Origin of the sequence: Alteromonas oceanisediminis, assembly GCF_018474025.1 — a bacterium.
Lineage (GTDB): Bacteria > Pseudomonadota > Gammaproteobacteria > Enterobacterales > Alteromonadaceae > Alteromonas_E > Alteromonas_E oceanisediminis.
Window position 1 is genome coordinate 149,700 of the sequence record NZ_JAHCTA010000001.1, and the last position, 25,069, is coordinate 174,768.

21 protein-coding genes are annotated in these 25,069 nt (G+C 44.7%); 6 read left to right on the plus strand and 15 right to left on the minus strand.

Annotated elements, in window-relative coordinates:
• Positions 1-160 precede the first annotated feature (160 nt).
• The 5 genes from KIU71_RS00740 to KIU71_RS00760 form a co-directional block, all read right to left on the minus strand.
• On the minus strand, positions 161-1,504 hold the full coding sequence (locus KIU71_RS00740; RefSeq protein ID WP_214129187.1) for a sigma-54-dependent transcriptional regulator: 1,344 nt from the start codon (positions 1,502-1,504) through the stop codon (positions 161-163).
• Positions 1,497-2,666, minus strand: coding sequence for a sensor histidine kinase (locus tag KIU71_RS00745; RefSeq protein ID WP_214129189.1), 1,170 nt, complete (start codon positions 2,664-2,666; stop codon positions 1,497-1,499). The genes KIU71_RS00740 and KIU71_RS00745 overlap by 8 nt, the downstream gene beginning before the upstream one ends.
• A gap of 159 nt (positions 2,667-2,825) precedes the next feature.
• Positions 2,826-4,277, minus strand: a complete 1,452-nt coding sequence (locus KIU71_RS00750; RefSeq protein WP_214129190.1) for a sigma-54 dependent transcriptional regulator — start codon at positions 4,275-4,277, stop codon at positions 2,826-2,828.
• 312 nt (positions 4,278-4,589) lie between these two features.
• Positions 4,590-5,393, minus strand: a complete 804-nt coding sequence (locus KIU71_RS00755; RefSeq protein ID WP_214129192.1) for a flagellin N-terminal helical domain-containing protein — start codon at positions 5,391-5,393, stop codon at positions 4,590-4,592.
• Positions 5,394-5,493: 100 nt separating this feature from the next.
• Positions 5,494-6,564, minus strand: coding sequence for a Stealth CR1 domain-containing protein (locus KIU71_RS00760; protein ID WP_214129696.1), 1,071 nt, complete (start codon positions 6,562-6,564; stop codon positions 5,494-5,496).
• Between the two features lie 200 nt (positions 6,565-6,764).
• Here KIU71_RS00760 and KIU71_RS00765 point away from each other — a divergent pair, with 200 nt between their 5' ends.
• The 6 genes from KIU71_RS00765 to KIU71_RS00790 are packed head-to-tail and all read left to right on the plus strand — an operon-like array spanning position 6,765 to position 13,486.
• A complete protein-coding gene (locus tag KIU71_RS00765) occupies positions 6,765-7,709 on the plus strand; it encodes a Gfo/Idh/MocA family oxidoreductase (protein ID WP_214129193.1) in 945 nt (314 codons plus the stop codon).
• Entirely contained in the window at positions 7,709-8,287 is a 579-nt protein-coding gene (locus KIU71_RS00770; RefSeq protein WP_214129194.1) for an acyltransferase, read from the plus strand. The genes KIU71_RS00765 and KIU71_RS00770 overlap by 1 nt, the downstream gene beginning before the upstream one ends.
• A gap of 4 nt (positions 8,288-8,291) precedes the next feature.
• Positions 8,292-9,407 carry a DegT/DnrJ/EryC1/StrS family aminotransferase gene (locus KIU71_RS00775; protein WP_214129195.1) on the plus strand — a complete coding sequence of 372 codons (1,116 nt, stop codon included), beginning with the start codon at positions 8,292-8,294 and terminating at the stop codon, positions 9,405-9,407.
• On the plus strand, positions 9,391-10,854 hold the full coding sequence (locus tag KIU71_RS00780; RefSeq protein WP_214129196.1) for a glycosyltransferase: 1,464 nt from the start codon (positions 9,391-9,393) through the stop codon (positions 10,852-10,854). The genes KIU71_RS00775 and KIU71_RS00780 overlap by 17 nt, the downstream gene beginning before the upstream one ends.
• Positions 10,851-12,476, plus strand: a complete 1,626-nt coding sequence (locus tag KIU71_RS00785; RefSeq protein WP_214129197.1) for a glycosyltransferase — start codon at positions 10,851-10,853, stop codon at positions 12,474-12,476. The genes KIU71_RS00780 and KIU71_RS00785 overlap by 4 nt, the downstream gene beginning before the upstream one ends.
• 29 nt (positions 12,477-12,505) lie before the next feature.
• Positions 12,506-13,486 carry a class I SAM-dependent methyltransferase gene (locus KIU71_RS00790; RefSeq protein WP_214129198.1) on the plus strand — a complete coding sequence of 327 codons (981 nt, stop codon included), beginning with the start codon at positions 12,506-12,508 and terminating at the stop codon, positions 13,484-13,486.
• Here the strand turns inward: KIU71_RS00790 and KIU71_RS00795 are convergent.
• Genes KIU71_RS00795 through KIU71_RS00840 form a run of 10 tightly spaced genes read right to left on the minus strand, consistent with a single transcriptional unit; the run spans position 13,476 to position 25,044 of the window.
• Entirely contained in the window at positions 13,476-14,465 is a 990-nt protein-coding gene (locus KIU71_RS00795; protein WP_214129199.1) for a hypothetical protein, read from the minus strand. The two genes, KIU71_RS00790 and KIU71_RS00795, sit on opposite strands and share 11 nt — an antisense overlap.
• Positions 14,466-15,323 carry a class I SAM-dependent methyltransferase gene (locus KIU71_RS00800; protein WP_214129200.1) on the minus strand — a complete coding sequence of 286 codons (858 nt, stop codon included), beginning with the start codon at positions 15,321-15,323 and terminating at the stop codon, positions 14,466-14,468. It abuts the gene before it with no gap.
• Between the two features lie 55 nt (positions 15,324-15,378).
• Positions 15,379-16,293 carry a methionyl-tRNA formyltransferase gene (locus tag KIU71_RS00805; RefSeq protein ID WP_214129201.1) on the minus strand — a complete coding sequence of 305 codons (915 nt, stop codon included), beginning with the start codon at positions 16,291-16,293 and terminating at the stop codon, positions 15,379-15,381.
• 10 nt (positions 16,294-16,303) lie between these two features.
• On the minus strand, positions 16,304-17,809 hold the full coding sequence (locus tag KIU71_RS00810) for a hypothetical protein (protein ID WP_214129202.1): 1,506 nt from the start codon (positions 17,807-17,809) through the stop codon (positions 16,304-16,306).
• The gene (gene asnB, locus KIU71_RS00815; protein WP_214129203.1) at positions 17,802-19,658 is read right to left on the minus strand and encodes an asparagine synthase (glutamine-hydrolyzing); all 1,857 of its coding nucleotides are present in this window, start codon (positions 19,656-19,658) and stop codon (positions 17,802-17,804) included. The genes KIU71_RS00810 and asnB overlap by 8 nt, the downstream gene beginning before the upstream one ends.
• Complete coding sequence (locus tag KIU71_RS00820; RefSeq protein ID WP_214129204.1) at positions 19,658-20,803, minus strand: DegT/DnrJ/EryC1/StrS family aminotransferase; 1,146 nt, start codon at positions 20,801-20,803, stop codon at positions 19,658-19,660. Before KIU71_RS00820 ends, asnB begins: the two co-directional genes overlap by 1 nt.
• Positions 20,793-21,764: an NAD-dependent epimerase/dehydratase family protein gene (locus KIU71_RS00825; protein WP_214129205.1), complete on the minus strand. Its 972-nt coding sequence runs from the start codon at positions 21,762-21,764 to the stop codon at positions 20,793-20,795. The genes KIU71_RS00820 and KIU71_RS00825 overlap by 11 nt, the downstream gene beginning before the upstream one ends.
• Positions 21,765-21,786: 22 nt before the next feature.
• Positions 21,787-22,695 carry a nucleoside-diphosphate sugar epimerase/dehydratase gene (locus KIU71_RS00830; protein ID WP_214129206.1) on the minus strand — a complete coding sequence of 303 codons (909 nt, stop codon included), beginning with the start codon at positions 22,693-22,695 and terminating at the stop codon, positions 21,787-21,789.
• A complete protein-coding gene (locus KIU71_RS00835) occupies positions 22,679-23,896 on the minus strand; it encodes an acyl-CoA reductase (RefSeq protein WP_214129207.1) in 1,218 nt (405 codons plus the stop codon). Before KIU71_RS00835 ends, KIU71_RS00830 begins: the two co-directional genes overlap by 17 nt.
• Positions 23,893-25,044: a LuxE/PaaK family acyltransferase gene (locus KIU71_RS00840; protein ID WP_250207173.1), complete on the minus strand. Its 1,152-nt coding sequence runs from the start codon at positions 25,042-25,044 to the stop codon at positions 23,893-23,895. The genes KIU71_RS00835 and KIU71_RS00840 overlap by 4 nt, the downstream gene beginning before the upstream one ends.
• Between the last annotated feature and the right edge of the window lie 25 nt (positions 25,045-25,069).

Consider the following 25,069-nt stretch of genomic DNA (forward strand, 5'->3'; position numbering starts at 1 on the left):
CAATTCAAGTGCCAACAATATTTATTGTTTTAAATCAACAAGATAAAACAGTATTTAGTGATCCCCCTGCACAACGATACGCGGTGCCAACTTTTTGACTGTAAAAAACCCCAAGTCGCGAACGAGCTTGGGGTTTTATGGCGCAACCTTAAGGATTAAATCAGGCTGGCACGTTGATCCCGTCTTCACGCATGCGGGCTAGTTTGTAGCGCAACGTACGCGGGCTAATACCCAACTTTTCGGCGACCGCTTTGCGTTTTCCGTTGCAAGAAATCAGCGTATCTAAAATGATTTGGTGCTCTTGCTGACGTAGCTCTGATCCTAACAAACTGGCATCTTCTTCAACTGATTCCATATGAGTAACCGGCGCAGCACTATCATTGAACTCAATCATTAAATCACCGGCGTCGATGTGGTGTGATTGTGCGAGGATAAGCGCGCGTTGTATTACATTCTCAAGTTCACGAACATTTCCTGGCCATGCATGGTTCAACAGTTTGCTTCTGGCTGCTGCGGTTAGCTTTGGCGAACTGATATTCTGTGCATTGGCGTGACGATTGATCAAATGCTCTGCCAAGGGCACGATATCACCCGGACGTGCATGTAAGGGTTGCCATGTGATTGGAAATACGTTGAGTCGGTAATACAGATCTTCTCTGAATTTACCCTGCTCTACTGCTAAACGCAGATCCCTGTTGCTGGTAGCGATCACGCGTACATCCAATGCAACGGTCTTACGCGAACCAAGACGTTCAACCTCTTTCTCTTGCAAGACACGCAATAGCTTAGCTTGCAGAGACATGTCCATTTCAGTAATTTCGTCCAGTAGAAGCGTGCCTTTCTGAGCTTGCTCGAATTTACCGGGGCAAGCCTGAATAGCACCCGTGAATGCGCCTTTCTCATAGCCGAACAACGTGGCCTCTAACATGTTCTCAGGAATGGCTGCGCAATTGATCGCCACAAAAGGCTGCTCTGCACGCGGGGATAGATCATGGATATAACGGGAAATGACTTCTTTACCGGAGCCAGACGGCCCCAGTACCATCACAGTAGCGTCGGTTTTAGCCACTTTTGCTGATAGCTCTAGCAACGCTTTACTACTTGCATCGCCAACCACAGGTGTACGAGATATTACTTTCTGAGCAGGTGCGTAGCGCCCGACCAAATTCAAGAGTACCTGAGGAGCAAACGGCTTAGACAGATAATCGGTAGCACCATCGCGCATCGCTTGCACTGCATCATTGATGGTGGCGAACGCGGTCATCAGTAACACCGGAATATTCGGATAACGTGTTTTGATGCTGCGCAACAGTGATAGCCCTGACATATCGCCCATCTGAATGTCACTAACGACTAAATCGACAGCTTGCTGATGTAAACAGACCAATGCTGACTCAGCATTTTCCGCTTCAACAACGGTATAGCCAGCTAGCTCTAGTGTGTCGGTAAGCGCCTCTCGTAACCCGGCGTCATCTTCAACGATCAAAAGTGTGGTATTACTCATCAGGAAACTCCGTGACGTTATTCATTAAAGGCGTGGTTTCTTGCTGCATACGCTCTGTTTGAGAAACATGCAGTGGTAAACTAATCACAAACTCAGCCCCACCTTGCGGGTGATTGGCAACGCTTACCGTGCCTTTATGCGCATTAACGGCCGACTGAACCACTGCCAACCCTAGCCCTGTACCGTTGGTTTTAGTGGTAAAAAACGGCTCAAATACTTTATTTTGGTGTTCAACGGCGATGCCAGGGCCTGTGTCGCGAATACGAATGACTACGTTGTCCGCGTGCTGTGAGGCTGTCAGGTACAGCGAGCCACCCCGAGAGGTTACCTGAACCGCGTTATGAATAAGGTTTACCAATGCACCATTAAGAGCACTTTCATTTGCCAATATGCAGGCACTGTCGGCAGCTTCATCAATGTTTGAGATGAGTTCTACACCCGACTGCTGCAAAAGCGCATCGCTGCCCTGTTGCACCGCACTGAGCAATGAGCCCAACCGCACAGCACTCACTACTTGCTCGTCGCCACTTTTGGCAAACAACAACATATCGTTGACCTGAGATTCTAAATCGCGCAGCCGATTGACGATGCGGTGCGTGAATTTGTCGCGTGTTGCTGGGTCGACTCGCGAACTGGTTAAATTAGACGCATAAAGCATTGCCGCAGAGAGCGGGGTGCGAATTTGATGAGCCAGTGAGGCAACCATTTTGCCAAGCGAAGATAGGCGCTGCATATGGCTTACTCGCGCTTGAAGCTCACGTGTCTCCGTCAAGTCCGTGATAACGATAAGCTGCCCCGGCTCGTCAATCAACGGGGTGATGGACAGTTTTACGCGACGCCCATCGTGCAATGACACCTCGTGACCATCATCCGCACGCGGCCTGAAAGAGCGACTGATGATATGCCGCCAGATTTGCTTTTCCAACGGCTCACCCAGCAACTCCTTCGCTAACGTGTTCGCCTGGCGTACAACGCCCTTACCGTCAATGACGATGACACCCGCTGGCATCACCTGCAGAAGGCGCTCTAGGCGGAGTGACTGACGTTTAAGTGCCGAATATGACTCACTGGGCGCAGTGAAGTATTTGTCTGCAATAAAACTTTCACCCTGCCCCAGCGGCGCGTCCGTATCATAGGTTGGTGCGGAACTGTCGAATGCCATTACTACCTCGTGTCAAAAACCAGACAATGGTTTGATTGACAAGTAATTAGCAGGTGGCGTGCCAACTATTATTCTTTTATTTTCAATAATTTAAGCTAGCGACTATGATGGGTGTAGTCAATGAATTGACGAGTGCGCACTACCGCGCTGAGGCAGAGATTAACGAACTTCTTCTCTTTGAATGCTGTATTTACGCATTTTTTCGACTAAAGTAGTACGCCGCATTCCAAGTTTGTCGGCGGCACGGGCGACCACCCAATCAGATTGCTCAAGAGCCTGCAGGACCAGATTAATTTCTAACTCAGACAGGTATTCTTTAAGATTTACACCTTCATCGGGCAACGAGGTATCTCCTGCTTGAGGTAAGGCATTGTCGTAGACCGGCTCTTCGTCTTCCGCCGCGGCCGCAAACAATTCATTAAACGCTTGTCGCTCAAGCACCTCTTCTGGGTAGTCTGGTTCATACCGTTCGGCATCACCATGCTGATACTTCTGGGGTAACTCATGCACATCAATGAGCTGATGAGGGTAGAGAATAGTTAATCGCTCAACTAAGTTGCTCAACTCACGCACATTTCCGGCCCACGGATGCTCCATCAGAGAGTGAATGGCCTGCTCAGTAAAACGAACATAGGCTTCATTTTCGTCCTGTATACGTGTTACCAGCTCTTGCAGCAGCAACGGAATGTCTTCTTTTCGATCGCGTAACGCTGGGCTCTCGATCGGGAACACATTCAACCGGTAGTACAGATCTTCCCTGAACTTATCCTGCTCGATCATTTTTTCCAAGTCGCGATGCGTAGCAGCTACGACTCTGACATTACAGGCGATAGGCTTAGTGCCCCCCACTCGCTCGAACGTTCTTTCCTGAAGAACACGGAGTAGTTTAACCTGCATTTGCAGTGGCATGTCACCAATTTCATCCAGAAAAATTGTACCGCCTTCCGCGAGTTCAAAACGCCCTTTGCGACTGCCTACCGCGCCGGTAAATGCCCCTTTTTCGTGGCCAAAAAGCTCGCTTTCAAGCAGCTCGCCCGGAATAGCACCACAGTTGATGGGGATAAACTCATTGTCTTTGCGCGCGGATAAAAAATGAATATTGCGTGCAATCACTTCCTTGCCCGTGCCAGATTCACCTAACACGAGCACGTTAGCATCCGTTGGCGCGACTTGCTCTACCAGTCGACGAACGCTTTGGATTTGTTCGCTTTTGCCGACCAAGCTACGAAATAGCCGAGTTTTACTCTGCACCGTTTTGACGTTGCTGGGGTGGCGTTTGAGATACTCCTGAGCGCGATATAGCGCTTGCGTCAGAAACGGATAAGTGATGGGCAACGACAGTTGCGAGACTAAATTTTTTGTACTGGGCGATTCACCAGCTCGCGCGCCAATGCCAATAAAAGGCGTATGAGGATGCTGTTTAATTAAATCTGAAACTGAAAATGAGGTGTCTAAATCAATTAACACCGTAAAACTCTCACTCGCAGATCTCATGTGATCGGCCAGCGCCGTATAGGTCAACTCTGTGAAGGTTTCACCCAAAAACTGAAGCACAGTTTGCAACGTTTGCTTTACTGACGGGTTGTCACTGACAATCAGTATTTGGTTCATTTATTCCTCAAGCGCATGATTTATTATTCGAATATGCTGCTCATATGATTGTAACCGCAGGGATTTTTAACGCAACTAGATTCCATCCCTACTACAGCATAGTTTGCAATTCACAGTGCACTGCGCTCAAATTTTATACACTCACACACGTTGTATGGAAACGCCTCCACGAGGCGACCCATTCTGGGGCATAGCCTAATAACAAAAAAGCCCTACCGTTTCCCGTAGGGCTTTCTTCAAAGGTTGCAACCAGAAGCAATTAAAAAAAGTACATGCTGTCTAAGCTGCTTTTTCAGCCAATTTAATAGCTGGTTAGCTGAGTAACGCCAACACTTGACCTTGCTGCTGATTAGCCTGTGCCTGAACAGTCAAGTTTGACTGTGCAAGTACGCCGGCCGCTGCGCTGTCAGACGTCGCTTGCGCAAAATCCGTGTCTTGGATCCGGCTTCTCGCCGCTGATGCGTTCACATCTGATTGTGACAAGTTTCGTGCAGCACTTTCAAACTGATTTTGAGTTGCTCCTAAATCTGAACGTGCACCACCTAGTAACTGTAAAGACTCATCCGCTGCAATCAGTGCTTCCTGAGCACCTTCTGGGGTCGTCACATCAGCGGTTAGCAAACTTTCAAGGTCAGACTGTATATCACGCGTACCCACCGAAATCTGCTGACCCGCATTAGCTCCAACTTGAAAATCAATACTTGATTCCGCGTTCAGCAACGGGCGCCCAGCAAAATTAGTTTGCTCGATAGTCTGGGTGATATTGTCTTGCAGCTGCGTTATTTCAGATTGTAATGCCTGTCTATCAGCATCATTTAACGCACCATTGCCCGCCTGAAGGGTTAGCTCACGGATGCGCTGTGCGTCATTATTAATGCCTTCAAGGCCACTTTCAGCCACTTGAGCCAAAGAGATTCCGTCGAACGCGTTAGTGATCGACTGGCGATTACCTTCCACCTGAGATGTTAGGCGATCAATGATTTGTTGTGCGGCTGAATCGTCTGCCGCACTATTTACACGTCGGCCAGACGCTAAACGCTCAAACAACGTATCTTGGCGCTGCTGCACCTGCTGGAGCAACGACGCAGAACTTGAATCACTGTTAAAATTAATCATAGTGCCTCCTCATACCTTGTTAGAGTATAACATTGATTGAGTGAAAAGTAAGCAGACACACCAACTTTACCTATCCCATAAGCGTAAGGGACATTTGTTATCAGTCACATTCGAAGGATGATTTTCGAGGCAGCTTTTTGTCTAGAGCATGAATTAGGAGTTTTTTGCATTTATCTATTTCGATGTCTGACAGGCTTCTATCTGTAAAACGCCCTTTCGACATAGAATCGTTTAGACAATACATTTGGTAATCACCATCTATGATGTCCGCACAGGCTTGGACAACATCGTCGACGCTACGTAGCTCAACATACTTCCTTCTTTTAAACGCGTTTGTAAAAGTGTCAGGTGTGAAATTACCCGTAACAAATTGCCAGTATCGAAATAGGTATTGATTGACATCTGTATTAGAGCGAAATTTTGATGCTGAAACGCGTCTGAGCAGTTCCTCTTCGTTATTCCACACATCTTGAAAAATACGTTTTAAAAACGGTTGAGGTTGATGGTAGGTCACAAACCCGCTAAATGTTTTCCAGTACATGAGAAACAATGTGTCGAGGAGACGAAAACCGTAACCCGGATAAAACCATTTCCAGAAATGCTTTCTTGCGATTCCTCGTTTTGTCAGCCTCTGCCCCTTATGACGATTAAAATGTTTATTGATTAACTCTATATCATTTAAGACGATGGGAGCGATGGCTCCCTGATGCATTATATTGGAAATCATCGCATTCACCGGAAGTCCATGCTTAAAAAATACACTTGGGGTTAATGCTTTTAACAAAAAAGTGTCATCGTTAAAGAATACGAAACGCTCGCTTAGACCGATTATTCTATGCAGGTTTATTTCAATCGCATTGATATTAAAAACAGGCAGGTCGTTGGGATCGAGGAAATCCTCGTGACGAACTATATTGAGTTTGGGATGAGTTTTGTTTAACCAGTCTGGTACATGCCCCCACGTTACAAAGTGAACCTTGTTTACCCATGGAGTAAAATACTCAAATGCTCTAAAAAGATACTGCAGATTCTCCCAGTCTCTAAATCTCTCAGGGCCGTTCATTTCAAGGTTTTCGGCTTGATATTTTTTTTGCTCATTCAGCCATGCAGGGTCGTTTCCATCAACCCAAGTAATGACGAAATCGATTGGATGGTCCACACTGCGACTCATGTCATTTTCAATTAAACCAACATCTCATCAACCTAACTTGATATAGAGTACAAGGTCAATTCATTTCCTATTTGTATACTTAATTCGTGATGAGTAAGTTAATTGCAATGAGATTAACTCTTTGCCATGCTTCCTCAACGATTAAAGTGATAATATTTATCGCCGATAATTAATTATGTAGCAATTGAGATGGCAAGACTATGAAAACGTTTGGGCTGATGGGTGCTGCTGGGTACATAGCGCCGCGCCATATGAGGGCGATAAAGGAAACAGGCAATGAGTTAATTGCTGCACTTGATCCCAATGACTCAGTCGGTATCATTGATAGCTTCTTTCCTAATTGTCACTTTTTCACGGAATTCGAGCGTTTTGATCGCCATATTGACAAGCAGGCACGAAGTGAGCGAAAAATAGATTTCATATCAATCTGCTCCCCCAACTACCTTCATGACTCTCATATCCGCTTTGCCCTTCGCTCTGGTGCTAACGCGATATGCGAAAAACCACTGGTGTTAAACCCTTGGAATATCGATGCCTTACGTGAATTTGAGCGAGACTACGATCGTCGTATCAATACCATTCTTCAACTACGTCTTCACCCATCGATTATTCGTTTAAAGTCAGAGATCGCCCAGCGACCGCTGAGTCGGAAAAGCGATGTAGACTTGACCTACATTACGTCACGTGGCAAGTGGTACTCCGCTTCTTGGAAAGGAGACGATAAAAAGTCAGGTGGTGTCGCAACGAATATCGGCGTTCATTTTTTTGATATGCTTCACTTTCTGTTTGGAGACCTGCAAGACAATCGGCTTTTTCATTCAACTCATCAGACAGCATCAGGCTTCCTCGAATACGAACGAGCGCGTGTGCGCTGGTTTCTCTCGACTGATTTCGAACAACTCCCTTCAGCGGCCAAACTCAAGGGACAACGAACTTTTCGCAGTATTACCGTGGACAACAAAGAAATTGAATTTAGCGACGGCTTTACTGATCTGCACACAAAAAGTTATGAAGCTGTTTTGGCAGGAAATGGCTTTGGTCTTGAAGACAACGTTACGGCGATCGAAACTGTTTCCGGCATCCGGATGATGAAGCCCTCCCAGATTGGCAATTTAGGCCATCCTTTTTTACATCACGTTTCATAATGTCAGCAATTCACCCCAGCGCAATCATTGATGAGGGAGCAAATATTGGTGATGACACGCGAGTGTGGCACTGGGTACATGTTTGCTCAGGTGCTACCGTTGGTCGAAAGTGCTCGATAGGACAAAATGTTTTCATTGCATCGCGAGTTGTCATTGGAGACAACGTTAAAATCCAAAACAACGTTTCGATTTATGAAGGTGTCGAGCTTGAGAATGATGTGTTCTGCGGCCCATCGATGGTATTTACTAACGTTTACAATCCGCGCTCCGCAATTCCACGAAAAAATGAATACCGTAGGACGTTGGTGAAACAGGGAGCGACTCTTGGCGCAAATTGCACGATTGTTTGTGGCATAACGATTGGGGCGCACGCCTTTGTCGGTGCGGGTAGCGTTGTTCGTGAAAGTATTCCAGACTACGCCCTTGTTGTTGGTGTTCCAGCCAAGCAGATTGGCTGGATGAGCGAGCATGGACAGCGACTAACGTTCGCGGCCGATGGAAGTCAATCCATTGCAGAATGTCGTCAGTCAAATACTCGTTATATCCTCGAACACGGGCTCGTGACTAAATTAGGTTGAGTAAATGCAACTGATCGATTTAAAAGCGCAACAAAACAGGTTACAACCCGCATTGAATAAGCGCATATTAAGTGTGCTTGACCAAGGCAACTACATAATGGGCGAGGAAGTTTTTCATCTGGAGTCACGTCTCGCAGATTATGTAGGTACAAAACATGTGATCACCTGTGCAAATGGCACAGATGCTTTACACATTTCACTCATGGCACTTGATGTAAAAGCTCATGATATTGTAATCACAACTGCGTTTTCATTTTTCGCGACCGCGGAAGTAATCCGCCTGGTAAACGCAACCCCTTATTTTGTGGACATTGATGAGCGCACTTTTAATATGTGCCCAACAAGTCTATCTAATGCTATTAAACACATTGTAGAGAGTGGGCAAGGTAAGATAAGTGCCGTGATCAGCGTGGATCTATTCGGCCTGCCTGCGGACCACGTCGCATTGCAGAAAATTTGTCATCAGTACAATATTCCTTTGGTTGAGGATGCTGCACAAGGTTTTGGAGGCCGAATAGGGGATGCTAGAGCAGGAACCTTCGGTGAAATAGCGACAACGAGTTTTTTCCCGGCTAAACCACTTGGATGCTATGGCGATGGTGGAGCTATTTTTACCGACAATGATCGCATCGCAGAAATGTGCCGCTCTATTCGATCACATGGGATGGGAAATCATAAATACGAAAACGTCAGAATTGGCATGAACAGTCGATTGGACACCATCCAAGCTGCAGTTTTACTTGAAAAGTTGACAATTTTTGATGATGAGTGTTTGACTCGTTCAGAAAATGCCTCTTTGTACTCTGACAACCTCGACAAGTCTTATGTAACACCGACGCTACCGGATGGTTTTTTTAGCTCATGGGCACAATTTACGCTGTGGAACCGTAATGTATCCAGATCTGAAATAACTCAGGCTCTTCAGCGAAAAAATATTCCCTTTGCCATTTACTACCCGGTTCCTATCAACGAACAGAAAGGCATGATTGGTTGTCGAGGTCATAAAACACCAACGGCTCACAACATGAGCAAAAAGGTTTTTAGCATCCCTGTTCATCCATATCTGACCGACGATGACAAAGGATTAATTATTGAGACGTTAAATGAATGCTGCCGATAGAGTTATCGTCTTTGGTACAGGTAGCTTATACGCAGATTTCATAGAACTCATCAGATGCCAATATCGAGTGGTCGCGCTGGTAGAATCAATGCCGAGACGGCAAGAGTTAGACGGCTACAGCGTCCATACTCCCGAATCAATTCTGTCTTTTGACTTTGATTTCATTCTCATACTGAGCAGCTATACAGCAGAAATCAGAAAACGCCTCACAAGCCTTAGCGTCCCAAATGATAAGATAAGAACGCTCGACGAACTGAATGATGTGATCGATATCGCAAAAAATATTGTTTCGCAGGCAGTAATTACCTCCAATCTGCAAATGGTAAAGGGGGATTTCCTACCTAATGAAGCGTTGTCGGTCAGAATGGTGATTAACTCACTAGGCAAAGGGGGCGCTGAAAAGTCGCTGATCACTTTGCTCAGTTCGTTGGCGACTCAACCAGTATCAGTGTCGCTAATGAGTATATTTAGTGCAAATGAGTATCGCCAATTTATTCCTGAGAATGTGACTGTTCTTTCGCTGAGTGATTATGTTGAAAATCAAAATGTGTTGCGGCTAGCACTACGCCATGCAACGCCTAGTCAAATAAATCATTGGTTTGGAAATCGAACTTTTGATGTCGATATTGCATATATTGAAGGCTGGGCCACAAAGATTGTTGCATCAAGTGCTAGCAAAAAAAAGATAGCGTGGTGCCACACTAATCTCGCGGAAAATCATTGGACATTAAACTATTGTTTCTGGGATTCCACCGAGGAAAAATCCGCATATTCTCAGATGGACGCTCTTGTATTTGTATCTTACGATAGTTTAGCTGGTTTTAAGTCACTCTATGAACTATCGAATCAGGCTTGTCATACCATCCCTAATTTAATTTGCACGCCAACAGTCAATCAATCCATAAAGAAAGACGAAACCTTTTTTACTTTTGCGAGTGTCGGAAGATTAAACGTTATCAAAGGCTACGACCGACTTATTTCAGCATTCAGTCGTCTAATTCAAAGTGGTGTGAGTGCTCGTTTAATTATCTGGGGAGAAGGAGAAGAAAGAGCAAACTTAGAAGCTCAAATTAGACGCGAAGGTATCGAACAGTACTCCGCGTTGCCGGGATTTGTCCCATCGCCATTTGATGGGAGAGAGCCCATAGACTGTTTTGTGTCGTCATCGTTGACCGAGGGACACCCACTTGCAATTGGCGAAGCTTTATTGGCTCAGATTCCCGTAATTGCAACGACAAACGGGGGAAGCCAAGAGATCCTAGAAGACGGAAGAACGGGAATGCTTGTGAGCAGCTCCGTTGAAGGACTGTTTAACGGAATGTATAAAATGGCAACTTCGCCCAATGAGCAGATGAAATGGAAAGTGGCATCGTCGAAATCTCGGTTGCTGGATGACAATAAGGTGACCTTACAAAAAGTAATACGGTTGATAGGTCTAAAATCATGACAAGTTCGGTTAGGCGTGCAGCAAATAACGACAGGAATTCACACGTAAATTTATCTGAGCACGCATTTGTGTTGTGGGGTTCTACTGGAGCCGCGTTTTATCTTTATAACATTTGCAAGTCAATAGATATTGATGTTGTGGTTTGCGATCGAGCTCCCGAATGCAGGTTCTCATATTGGAAAGACGTCACCATTTTGGATTCGAACACATTGGGTCATTTGGATCCGGTGACAACGTCAATAGTCATTTGTGCCGATGAAAGAGCTCACGGCCATTCAATATCCGCAGATGCTACAAAGCTGGGTTTCACCTCAATTCTCGGCATCGAGGAGTTTAAGGAGATCTTACGGCTAGGTCTATGGCAAGAATCCACGATAGCTTCTTTTAACTTCCTTGCTGCGCTGGATAGTACAGCCAAGGATAAACATAACGCTATTTTGCTCGTACCGCGATTTGCCACGGGTGGCTCAGAAATTCAATCTATTGCGATTGCGAGAGTTTTATCGAGAAACGGCTACTCTATCACAATGGTAAGTCTTACTTGCCATAGCAATAACGACGCTCAATTTATGGAGAAGCTAGCCCTAGAAGGATTAGATTACCATTGCCTCCCTCCTCTGAGTTCTCCACGAAGAATCGATACATCGCGTCCTCTCGAAAATTCAGATTGCTTTCTCGGGTTACATTTAAGTGTGTCTGGTTTTCACTATTACAACGCTCTAGTTGAATACCTGTTGAGCCATTCGGTTTCAAAAGTTTTTTCGCTTTTGGATGATGCGAACATGATTGCTGGGCTGGCCGCAGCGCGAATCCCCTCTGTTTGCGCGATCCTATCGTTGCGGTCGAGCGCTCCACAAGGTCTTCTCAGTTATAATCCTAGTGCACGTTTTGTTTTTCCACTGAGTACTGTTTCAGCCGCATATCAGTATTTCAGCTCTCTAGACAATGTTAAGTTGGTAGCAAATTCACAAAGTGGCCGAGAAAGTTATCTAAGATGGCTGAATTTATCCGAAGAAAAAGTGGGCCTGCTTAACAATATTATCAATAATGAAGACGCGCGCTCCAACATTGAATTACGTGCAAAATTCTCCTGCCAGGACAACACGCAAATAATTATAGGTGTGATGCGCCTTGAAAGAGAGAAAGCACCAGAAGACTTTGTATCGGTCATTGCGCGACTAAGAAAGCGCCGAAAAGACTTTATTGCTTTCCTGATAGGCGATGGTTCAATGCGGCAGGAAATTAGTTCGCTGATCTCAGAGCTGAACCTGACGGACTTCGTCATCCTGTTAGGAGCACAATTACATGTGCAATGTCTAATGAGACAAGCCGATATCTTACTTCATACTGCTAAAGTCGAGGGGGTACCCAACGTACTTTTAGAAGCACAAATCAATAGATGTCAGATAGTGTGTACAAACGCAGGAAGTTCCGTTGATGCCCTTGCTGATTGCTATCATGATTTTATGTTTCATGCCGGTCAATTAGAGAAAATGGCTGGGGCTCTCGATGCCCTGATGGCTTCGCCAGACACTCAGAAGAAGATTCGGCAGACCGAGGGACAGAATTTTGTCAGCAATCACTATGGCGCTGAGCAATTGATGTCGTTCATCAACTGGTAACCCTATTTTAAAGAGATGGGAAATAAAGCATGAGCAGAATCAATACCAAGTCCGAAATCGAGAAACTATTCTCGCACCCGGTAACGGTAGCTGGTAACCAAATTACGGTATCGGAGACCAAGCCGGATGACAACCAACGCCAAACGAATAAAGTCTTTTCTACAAAGTGGAAGGCCTTTGACGAACAGAAAGACACTGACAAATTGTATAGCTTCCAAAAAGACTGGTATTTACAACTGTACGGTTTCCCTAGTGTTAAAGAGCTTCAAGCTTTTCTACAAACATGCGACGTTATTGTTGATGCTGGCTGTGGCCTAGGTTACAAAGCAGCTTGGTTCGCAATGCTGGCACCCGACGCGTTGGTAATCGGCATTGATTATTCTGATGCTGCAGTCCAGGCAGCTCAAAGATATTGTGCCGTCGACAACCTATATTTTATCAAAGGTGATATTGCTCAAACTGGCATAGTTGATGGTATGGTCGATTACGTAAATTGTGATCAAGTTATTATGCACACAGAAGATCCGGAAAAGACATTTAGCGAACTTGTGCGGATAGCTAATGCAGTAACCGGCCAAGTTGCGTGTTATTTTTATGCCAAAAAGGCGCTTCCACGAGAACTGCTTGATGACTTCTTTCGTCATGAGTGTAAAAACTTAACTGAAGAACAGCTGTGGACCATGTCAGAGCAGCTTACTTTACTAGGAAAAAGACTTTCAGCTCTCGAGGTCGAAATTGATGTTCCAGATATTCCCGCCTTAGGTATCAAAGGGGGAAGACAAGATATTCAACGTTTTATCTACTGGAATTTCGCGAAGTGTTTTTGGAACGAAGAGCTTGGTCAAGACACATCAACAGTAACCAATTTTGATTGGTACAGTCCGAGCAATGCGAAGCGCTTCAGTGAGCAGGAAATTTTAACTCTATTAAGCGCAAATAATATGGAAATCGAAACATTTCACTCCGAAGAAGCTTGTTTTTCAGGCCGATTTAAAAAAATCAGTCCTTAGCCCAATAGCATGGATGAACTAGTAAGAGAATATCGATATGATTTGAGGCAATTTCGGGCACAGCTAGAAAATCGTGTTTCAACTGACGCGTTGAACGCGAACTGTCAAAGTGGCAATCTTGAATAACGTATTGATGTTGACGAAAACGACTTGGAATGTCGGCATACCCAATGTCGAGTTGATCGACATTGTCAGCTATATAGCGTCCCATTACAGCGCGCCTCTCACTGAACTGGTCGCCCAAGCCGTGGACGGTTAGACCTCGAGGTCTCGCACCAAAACAACGCATAAACTCAGAAAGTTCAAATTCGAGGGCGGCAACGGAGTCAGACAATGCGTAGCAGCTGGTATGAAGCCCGAAATCACAACCTAACTCACGGTATTGAGTCACAAAATCAATCATCCTATCAGGTTGATAATCAATACCATCCGTTCTAATAAATATCGCTGGCGTTATACCAATCGACAATGCGACATCCGTTAATCGTTGCACATTCTCACAGCATGCAACTGTATCTATATCATATCGATGAAAACTTCGAGCTTTCACAGTGTTTAATGTAACAGCGTCATAAGAGCAAAATTCAGTGGATTGGTGCATTTCCAGTAAGGTTTGTTTATAGACCTTTAATGAAAACGGGGGATAACAGTCTCGGATGAGGGCAAAGTCAATGTTTTGGTAGGTTTCCATCAGTGACTTAAGCACATGGCGAACATCGAAGAGATCGGCACAGCAATGTCCCTTGAGTCGGGCTACGATTTGGCTGAAAAACTGGCTTGCAATAAGCACCGTGTCATTTGAAGTCAGAAGTGTTTCTTCTTTTGAGTGAATTGACGACAGAGCGTCCTGAGGATGACAGATAAACCCTTGAACGCTCTCACCAAAATGAGCCACTGCCCAATTCCAAATCAATCTCGCCGCATGTCCATGTCCAAATACCCAGATCTGGTGACGACTCGCCAAATCATTGACTAACACTTAAGTGACCTTAGTTGCGGTAATAATGGCCCCTGATTTACTGCGCTCTCGCGAGAAGAGCGATAAAAAGGATAGATAAAAAAACTTTGGCGCGAACCAATCGCTCGACAAACCACTGCCTGTTTTAACAAACCGTTCAAACTGCTCGTGAAACAAAATGTCGGCAGCGATTTTTTTAGGACTATTTACCACGCTGTCTATCCGAAACGCACTTTGACTAATTAACGCCTCATACTCTTCCTCAGACAATAAAGTATGAATCGCTGTGCCGAAAGATAACGTTAGCTTAGCGATATAATCATCGTATGAGCGAGGAACCGCTGCACCGTATTTTTCCCTATATTTCTCAATCGACTCAGGATTTTTCTCGTACATTTCCTTAATATTTGGACGGCCAACTCCATTGACAAAAACGACTCGCCCACCCGGTTTTAACAACCTATGAATTTCTGCAAGAAAGCTCTTAGGATTTTCAATCATGGTCAACACTTCCGAAGCTAATACAACATCGAAACTTGCATCAGCCAAATCAATTTGCTCTCCACTTCCATGGATAAATGTTAACTTTTCTTGCAAAAAAGTCGGAGTCTGGATCTTTTTAACGTAGGGGTTCACATCAATTGCAGTGACATGCTTTGCTAGCTTGGCCATCTCAACACTGAGGTACCCATTCGCACATCCCAAATCGAGCACTGTGTCAGAGCTTTTCAAATCGAGCGAGTCCATAATGTCTCGCGCTTGCAGTCGCTTAAACAGGTTGGCTTCGCCAAACAACCATCGCGCAACATTCTCTTTAAAATTTTTTCTTGGTATGAAACCAAAATTTCTGTAATTAACTGATTTAGATGTTGTTAACATACTTGCCTAACCACGCTACATATAATTCCAGTTATCGGCTAATTCCATCTTTGGTTTAATCAAAAAGTCTGGCTCCAATTATAAAGGGCCAATTCTCGATCAAATTAGTTGAACTATGTTGACGCTGCACGTCAGTTAAAACAACTGCGTCAGGACCATTACCACATTTTACAAGGATCCCCTGCTCTGTCCGTGCGATATACTTGCCCGGTTGTCCGAAACACGGAATTGATGAAGGTAGAAGCCGATGTATAAAATACCTACTACCTTTCTTGTCAAAAAATAATGGCGGATAAGGTGTCTGTAAGGCTCTGTTTAAACTATAAAGTTGGTCAGAGTGCAAATTCCAGTCAATTTCTGAATCCTCAGCACACCTCTGAGAACAATAGCTCACTCCGATTTCAGGTTGCTTCGCGGGTGTGCGATTAGATTCAAGATAATCAAATACTACATCACCAATGGTTTTGACAACGGCGTTCTCGAGTCTTTCTTGTATTGTGTTGAGATATTCATCTTTGTGAATCGAGATACGCCATTGTTCAATAATGTCTCCCTGGTCCACGCCTTGATCTATTTTAAACAATGTGGTCCCGACCACTGGCTCATTATTGATTATACTCCAAATGAGCGGAGCTCCTCCTCGATACGCTGGTAGCAAGGAATTATGGAGACCTATTGCACCCAACCGACATGAATGAATAGCGTCCACTGATATCAACTGATACCACCCGCAAACGAAACAAATATCAGGCTGGTACGAAATGAGAAATTGATTTAATTCGTTGCCAGAAAGTACGTTGACTTGTAAACCTTTTTCCCTGCAGAAGGTATTGATTTCTTCAAAACGATGTCTTGGATCATGCCTATCGTCGGTAGTGATCACCCGTATACTTGCTGAGGAGTTTTGCTTCAAAATACTCTTTAAGCAACTAAATCCCATTTGTTTGCTTATCACCAATACAATCTTCATCAAGTAATTCCTAACATCTTGGAGCGACTAACATAAACTGCTTGGATTCTTCGATTACGATAAATCGATTAAAACGTTGGTAATAATCAGGAATTTCTTTATGGAGAAACGCGACAGCCGCTTTATCCACTAATATGAGGTCAATTGAAAACTCAATGATAAGTTCATCAATATTATTGTGCGGAAAAGGGTAACGAGGACCAAGAAGCCGTTTGTACCGCTCAGTCTGTTGATTGTCACCAATATTTGTATGGAGTGTAAGAATCCTATTGTTCATAGAGGGCTCCATATCGTACCCAGCATAAATACCATAACGAAATGGAATGGTAAGTATCGTTTTATCGCGAACATTTGAAAACCAAGTTTGGATCAGTGCAACATTCTGTTGTTTTTTATTCTGTACCCTACACCGCTCTCTAAACTCGCCTAAATGTTTAATAAAAACAACTATAAAAGTGATCAGCATTAGGCCTGCAAGACCGATTGGCAACTCACTACCAAAACTGGAGACGACAATCAAAGATGGTATTATACAGAAATCTAAATAGCGCTCTGGTTCCCCTAAAAAACCCAGCCACTTTGTGCCGATTAAACTTGTTAAGACACAACCTATCAGAGAAAATTGAAGCCAAATGTTCAGGTCCGATTGTGTTGCTGCATATAAAACAACCAGATTAAACGGGTTATCCAAGAGAATCCGGCACAAACTGTTGTGAAATACGGTGGATACCGGCTTTTTTCTGGCTACAATGTCTGCCAGTTCGGCGTAATGGTCTTTTACGGTAGGATGCCGTGTTGCGAGATATGTTTTGTAGAAGTAACTGTGCCGAATTAATCCAGCTAACACCCGCAGTGAGTACCCCTTAGTAAGAGCAATCGCCCCAATACAATGCAATAAAAAATAGCTCAGATAAGCGAGCTTTCCTGTAAAGAGTGCCATCAATAGTGAAACTAGAAAAGTTGCCTGCCATGCAAATTTAGATGAGCAACTGAATACAATGAATAGGCCGACTGATATCGCATGTGCAAGGAAATTGCCGTCGAATTGTATCAAATAGACGTTTAAGAGAAGATAACACGAGCCAAATAAAATTCCCCATGCGCGCTCACTAAAATGGATTGAGCGCCCATCATGTCCATAGAATAAACGGCATAAAGGGAGTGCTATGATCCAAGGTGTCACATGTCCATTTAGGAGAAAAAGTACACATCCGGCGACGGCTACAAATATAATGTCAACAATGGTCGGTATCAGTCCTCCGTATTGTTCTACGAAATTCATTGATAACTTGCTCGCGTAAACGAAGCGATGAAAGCCGGTAGGATAATCAAATTTCCCTAGTGGATATAGCCACGAAAGATCTGAAGATTGCCCATCCGTTCTCTTGAGCTCTTTGACAAAACTTAAATGCGCGAGATCATCTCCATACCGCTCGCTAATTTTCGACTTTTCATAAAAAAATGTTGCGCTTCGATAAGCTACTAGTACCAATACGCTGATCGCTACTTCAAACATTCGATACCCTCGGCTTATGATCGAATGTCTGATGTATATATTCACTCATATTCAGCAATGACCAAATCAACAGGCGATGATTTTTTTCACCATTGACATGTTCATTGACAAGTCGGTGAGCCACGTCTCTATCCACAAACTCAAACACAGGCGCGTTGTCGTTTAAAAGCTGATTTTTGACAAACTGAATACTTTCGCCTTTGAACCAACTGGCATCAGGCGCTGAGAATCCCTGCTTTCTAGCATTCGCTATTGATTTCGGCATGTATTTTTCAGCGCAAGCTCGGAGTACTTTCTTTCCGCTCCTGTTAACCTTGGCAGCATTAATGTCAACTTTATGCTGCAGTGGACAATGCATAGCAAAATCAACTAAATCGTTGTCTAAAAAAGGAACTCTTACTTCTAGCCCAAACGACATGCTTAGCTTGTCTTCAACATGCAGCAGACCGGGCAAAAATGTTTTAGCATCAAAGTATAAAGCGCGGTTAATTAAGTCCGTCTCAGAACTATCCTGGCTACCTTGACTATCGAAGACCTTAGAAAATATTGAGCGTAAGTCACAATCAGCGGTGTCATTAGCTATCGGTGCAAGTAGCGAATCAACAGACGCGCCCGTACATAGTCGCTCCCACTGTGAAAAATAGGCAGATTCAAAGTCTGAGAAATTTTTTAGCCCTTTTAAGGTTCGATATCGCCAAGGGTAGCCTGCGAAAATTTCGTCCCCACCTACACCACTTAGGCAAACTTTTACAAACTTGCTTGCCAGCTTGGCGGCATATAAGTTCGGATAGCATTGTCCAACCCTAGGCTCTTCTAAATGATAAGCAAGCTTGGATAAGCTTCTTTGCATATCACCGGCTTTCAGGACCATCTCATACTGCTCTGTCTTAAATAAATAAGACAAGTGCTCCGCAACTTTTCGCTCATCGAACGCTTGTTCGAGACCCGTAGCGGAACTCATGTCAAACCCACATGTAAACGTCTTTAAATAGGGACATGACTCACTGGCAATTCCCGCAATCAAGCCACTATCAATTCCTCCGCTGAGAAAGCTGCCTAACTCAACATCGGAGACTAATTGACGGTTCACCGCCTGCACCAACAATCGATTGGTCTCTTCGACATACTCTTGTTTTGATGAAAAAGAGCCATCAGCTTCTGAAAAAGTGAAATCCCAATACTGACTAAAACACGGCCTAAATACCTCATCATTTGCATTAAACTGCAGATAATAGCCGGGTTTAAGTATTTGCACTCCCTCTAACAACGTATCGTTTGTCAATATGTTCTGAAAAGTGAAATATTGTTTCAGAGATGACTTTTTTATTACTTTTTTAAAGGATGGTAATTCGAAAAAGGCTCTTTGTTCTGAACTAAAACTGAATATTCCTCGTCCAGAGTATAAATAAAGTGGCTTGATGCCGTAGCGGTCTCGGGCGAGCAGAGTGTCCCCCGTTTGTCGGTCGAAAAAGCAGAACGCAAACATACCATTGAAGCGTTTAACTGCATGGTGCCCCCAATGAATTAACGAGTAAAGAACAACCTCCGAATCGCAATTGGAGCGAAATTTGACTCCCACTCCCTCCAATTCAGCCCTCAACTCTCGGAAATTATATACTTCGCCATTGTATGTCAGAATGTAGCGACCGTCATGGCTTGACATGGGTTGATGCCCCGACGAACTCAAATCCAATATAGTGAGCCTTCGATGGCCGAAACTGACGTTGTTCTCAGTCCAAACACCACTATCATCTGGCCCACGATGACTCATCGAATCGCGCATTCTCGCCACGACTACCGAAGAAACGGGTTGTTTATTAAAGTTTATGACACCAACAATTGCACACATTATTGTAACAAGCGCTTTATTTCGCTAGCGATGTATTTAGCGTCATCTAGTGTCATCAAATTATGCAGTGGAATTGCTAATGATTGGTCATTTAGCATTGCGGCATTTGGAAAGTTTTCTGGTTTTAAGCCAAATCGTTCTCTATAGGCTGTTAACATGTGGACAGCATGAGTTCCTGGTCTTGTTGAAATTCCTCTCTCTTGGAGTTTTTCCATCAGCTCATTTCGTGCAATCGAAACGACTTTTGGATCAAGCGTGACAACAAAGGCCTGCCATGAATGGCCTTCGTGAAGAGGAAACACGGGCAGCTGCAGCCCAGATACGCTGCCTAATTCCTGTTTGTATAACTTAGCGATTTCGTATCGTTGTTCAATCAAATCTGATAGCTTAGAAATTTGCACGCAACCTATCGCTCCTTGAAAATCTGTCATCCTATAGTTAAATCCGATGCGTGCGAATTCAGGAAGAATATAGGGCTTCGGTCCGAGATGTCGTTGCTCTTCTGACATGGAGGCACCGTGATTTCGTAAGCACATCATTTTATCAGCCAGCTCAATGTCATTCGTGGTTACCATTCCTCCTTCGCCTGTAGTCAATACTTTTCGCGGATGAAATGAAAAGGCTGCTGCATCGCCCAGCCCACCGGCATAAACGCCATGATAACTTGCACCTGAAGCACACGCAGCATCTTCCAAAATTGCGACTGACTTTGGAACGACATTCTTTATTGCGTTCATTTCAGCACACAGTCCGAACAAGTGCACCACGATGACAGCTTTGGTTTTGGGGGTTATTTTCAAAGCAACTTGTGCAGCATCAATGTTACAAGTTCTCGGATCTACATCAGCGAAAACGGGTGTTGCACCGCAATGCATTACAACATTCGCGGTCGCAACCCAAGTAAATGCAGGTATAATAACTTCATCACCTTCCCCTATGCCCAGCCCTTCCAGCATCAGATGTAATCCAGTCGTACAGCTGGTTGTTGCAATTGCGCGATTTACCTGATGATATTCCGCAAAGCGACGTTCAAACTCACTGACTTTCGGCCCAGTTGTTAACCAGCCGGAGTCAAAGCACTCTTTAGTTGCCTGCCACTCTGCATCGCCAATATGAGGTACTGCAATATCTATTTTAGTTTGCATGTAGGCGTCTCCATTGAATCAAGTGTCGCAAACCTTGTTCAAGACTAATATCACTTCTGAATCCAAGTTCCTGAAATGCCTTTTCAGTACATCCAATTCGATTCTGAACTAAAGATCGACTATCTGATTCTGAGTATGGGCTATATTGAACCTGCAAATTACTCTCTCGTAGCATTAACAGGGTTTCGCACAGATTTCTGATGGATGTTTGGACGCCTGTTCCAACGTTATAGTAGTCATCTGCCGCTTGACTCTGCATAGCCAACACATTGCAACGCGCAACGTCTCGAACATCGATAAAATCATACGATTGCGAACCATCTCCGTTTACTTTTGGCGGCTCTTGTGAATCAATTTTGTTTAAGACAATCGGGATAACCCCGGTGTACGCAGCCGTCTGATCCTGATGCGGGCCATACACGTTCATGTATCGGAGAGCAACGTAATTAAGACCATACCTATCGTACATAGCTCTACACATCGCTTCACATGCAATTTTTGTTGCTCCGTAAAAGTTACGGTTGTTTAAAGGATGTGTCTCTTTCATGGGAAGTTCGACAGCATCACCATACACAGATGCAGATGAGGAATACACCAATCGTTCAACATTATTATTGACGCAGGCTTCGAGAACGTTGAACGTTCCTTGCACATTCACGTCGAAAGCGGTTCTGGGGTAATCTCGACAATGAAGCAGCCACATCGCTGCGAGCAAAAATACGCCGTGCACTCCCTTAAGCGCATCGTTTAAAACATCTGTATCTCTGATATCTCCACCGTTTTGAAACAAAGTACATCGAGGATCTAGCAAAAACGGCGCGATGTATTCTTGTTTACCTCGAGCAAAATTATCGTAAATAATAATCTCGGCCACGTCGGTTTTTAACAGCTCTTCTACCACATGACTTCCAATAAAACCTGCGCCACCAATCACAGCTACACGTTTGCCAGATAAATTCAAATCATAACTCCTATAAAAGGTTCTATTTAAAAACTGTTGAGTTGGTTAAATCTTGCAGCGTCCAGTTGGGGTTGGGCACTTCCCAGTGACCATAGTGCTCTCGCAGATAACCGTCTGTATCCGAAGGGATTGGATATTTAGCATCGAGAACCTTCAAAAGTACCGTATCGGTGGTGTGGGCAGACGCCATTCTGATCCCTCTTGATGCTAAGCAGTAATCGCTGAAGCCACCGCCGCGATACTTTACGAAAAAGTCTATGGAAGGTAAATTACGCGAATCTTCACAATTTAGTTTGAAGCTGCGAACAGCGCCCGATGGAACATTGCCAAACGGCGCGTTGGTGATAGCGCTAGAGCAACTCCACTCTGTTTCTGAAATAGTCGATAAAGCGCCCAACAGTCTTTCGATACTGTTGTTAACTTTTTCAACATCTCTTGAGTCAATCGCGATATCAAGATCATCGTCCCAAGGAATAAGGGTTTTATCACGATACAAGCCAAGTAGAGTACCTGCGTCAATGTGGTGAAAGGCTGATAAAGAGCGTAAATGGTCGCAACACGTTTTAAGCAGCAATAGTGAGACTTTCACCTTTTCTGCATCAGCGCCGAAACTCATTTTTGCCTGCAGAGCGACAGGTATTCGCTTAACTCGTTTCTCAGAGATTGATAGTTCATCAATCAATTGTCGCCTGATTTGTTCGTAAAACTCACTCGCAATAAAAACCAACGCATCTTCTGACGGAAGGATTTGGGTCGGCGGATAAACGGGCAAATTCTTTAGGGTGCTCCCTTGCTTAACTAAATCATTGTCGACAAATCCAAGCACATTATACTGATCCTTAAGGGCTTCGTATGCTTGTGCTCCTAGTACTCCTGCGCCAAAAACAAATGCATCCGCTTTGCGCAGTTCTTTTTTAGGATAAGCTGACATGTCTAGACACACTCCCCATCAAATCAAATCCATCCCACATAACGTCAAAATCAAGTGCCCTACCCAGCGGAACAACTCTATCTATTCCTTGTATCGACGGTTGCGATATAAACTGAACTAACGTGCTTTGCTCTATGCCAGCGTAACCAATGGTTTGGAGTTTACCATCACAATACTTCACCAGCGCATCCAGCGACTCAACTTGCACAACAACATAGGTTAGTTGCCCGTTGTGCATTGCAAGTACACCACTGTCAAACTCTGCTAAAGAGATAACCGATATCACCTTGCTCATTTGCAAACGAGCATTTCGGGTCGCTAAACACCATTGCTCCAATACTAACTGTTCGTTCTTGCGTGTGATAGAAGGCTCAGCAGACTTTGCTGCCAGTGTATTAACCCGCTCAAAAAACGCGTTCATTTTCGTGCTACTGCCAACCCAAAATATCACTTTAGGTGAGGAACACGCTTGCTGGGAATAAGGCTGCGTGTCGCGCCATAACGCATCGGCGACTTCCGCTAGCTGCTCGTGGCTAGCGACTGCGTCCGCATGAATAAGTGCTGCGGAATAACGATCGGCGAAACTGATGTCTCTCGAACGAGGCTTGCTGGGCAGCGCTCTGATGGCAAGAACACTGACATCGCCGCCCCACAAAATACGCGCATCTGCCAATTGACTCAGCGTGGCTGACCAATGATTCGATTTATCATAGCGCACGAAGATATTGCGCTGAGCAATATCAATAAAATCGGGCTGCTGGAGCGCATCATTGACCAGCTTAAATAGTACCTGCTGCATTGGCGTGTTCTGTGTGGCAACCCGAACAATATTGTTGTTGCCCATTAATAACCCACAGATCCAACTGTAGATAAACATGGTATCCACGTTGGCTGGCGTAAAGTGCACCACCGTACCCAGTGCTTTTTGGATTATCCGAGTATCACGCTCATTTTTTTCAGCGTGCGACCGCATATCACTGCGGCTTCGTGTCAGTGTGCGCAGCCAAAACCCCAAAGCAACTAATTCCGGATACGCTTTCACGGTAGGCTGCAACAGTTGCTTAGCCAAGTGCTGTATAAAACTGACGGATTGTTGGCTAAACGGCGACAACGGTGTTTGCGCAGCAATAGCATGAATAGTCACAGAAGGGTCGCTATTTAACACCGATGCAGAGGGCGCGACAACCGTTATTGAACTCATACTGCGCCCGGCCTATATGGTTTTACTGCTGGCGCATGCGTATCACTGCAGCCGCGCATCTCGGTTTTTGGAAGTCGCCCTAAAACACTAAAGTACTTTCCCTTCCAGCCACAACGGCAATCATCTTCACCGTGCAGTACGCCTAAATCTTCAGTCAAAATACTGTGTCCGGGGTAACTCGTTGGCACGCCCGATAACACCTGTAACAGCCCTTGTTCGCCCACACCCGCCATGCTTAGGTCAACTGGGTCACGTACAATGACATCAGCAACATGTGGTGCATGCAAATAGCCTTCACTGCACTCCATAAAAATCGAGCCAACCTGCTCAGCCATACCGTAAAAATTGTGACAGCGTTTGACCCCTGTCAGAGATTCAACGGTTTGCTTGAAAGTGGCGTTATCAACCCTTTGCGCCTCGAGTTTCTTCCAGCCGCCACTGTGGAGTAAAACACCGTGCGGTAAATGAATAAACTTTCCGGCATGATTAAGCGCTGATAGCCAATATTGCCAAACCATAAACGTGAAGCCAAACAGAAGTACCGGTTGCTCAGCATATTTATCGCAAAATCCATGGATTTCTGACCAGTTGGGCGACATATCGTCATTCAGTGCGTAGGTATGATCTCGGCCAAAAAACGCAAGCCCTTGAATGCCCGCTGCACGTGCATTGAACTTAGACGGATCGCGCACAGTGCTCGGCGCATCAATGATCAGCATAGGCAATCGTTGCTTGCCTAGCACTTGCTGCAAAATCGCCACCAGTACTTTCGACTGACGCTGGCTGGTGGGCTTGTCTAATATAATACGCGCTGGCGTTTGTGCTGTGGTACCTGACGACTGCAACACCTTAAACACCTGATCGGGTGAGATACTCTTTAACTCAAGCAATTTGAACAACCTGACAGCCAGATAGACAACCGTATCACTAGGCTGGCCACCTGCCGCTTGATATGCGCCTACAATGGATTCAAATTCAGAACAGCGCAGGCTATGAAGCTGCTGTAAACCGCGCAGTATTGGCAGCAAGCGCAAATTTTTATCGGTTTGCTCTAGACCAAACACTGACTCTGCCATCAACGCATCGAAAGCAGTAAGATATTCACTCAAAAGCAATGGATCAGAAGCTGGGATTATTGGGGTTGTCATACTCACCACTTATCTTGAGCTGCTC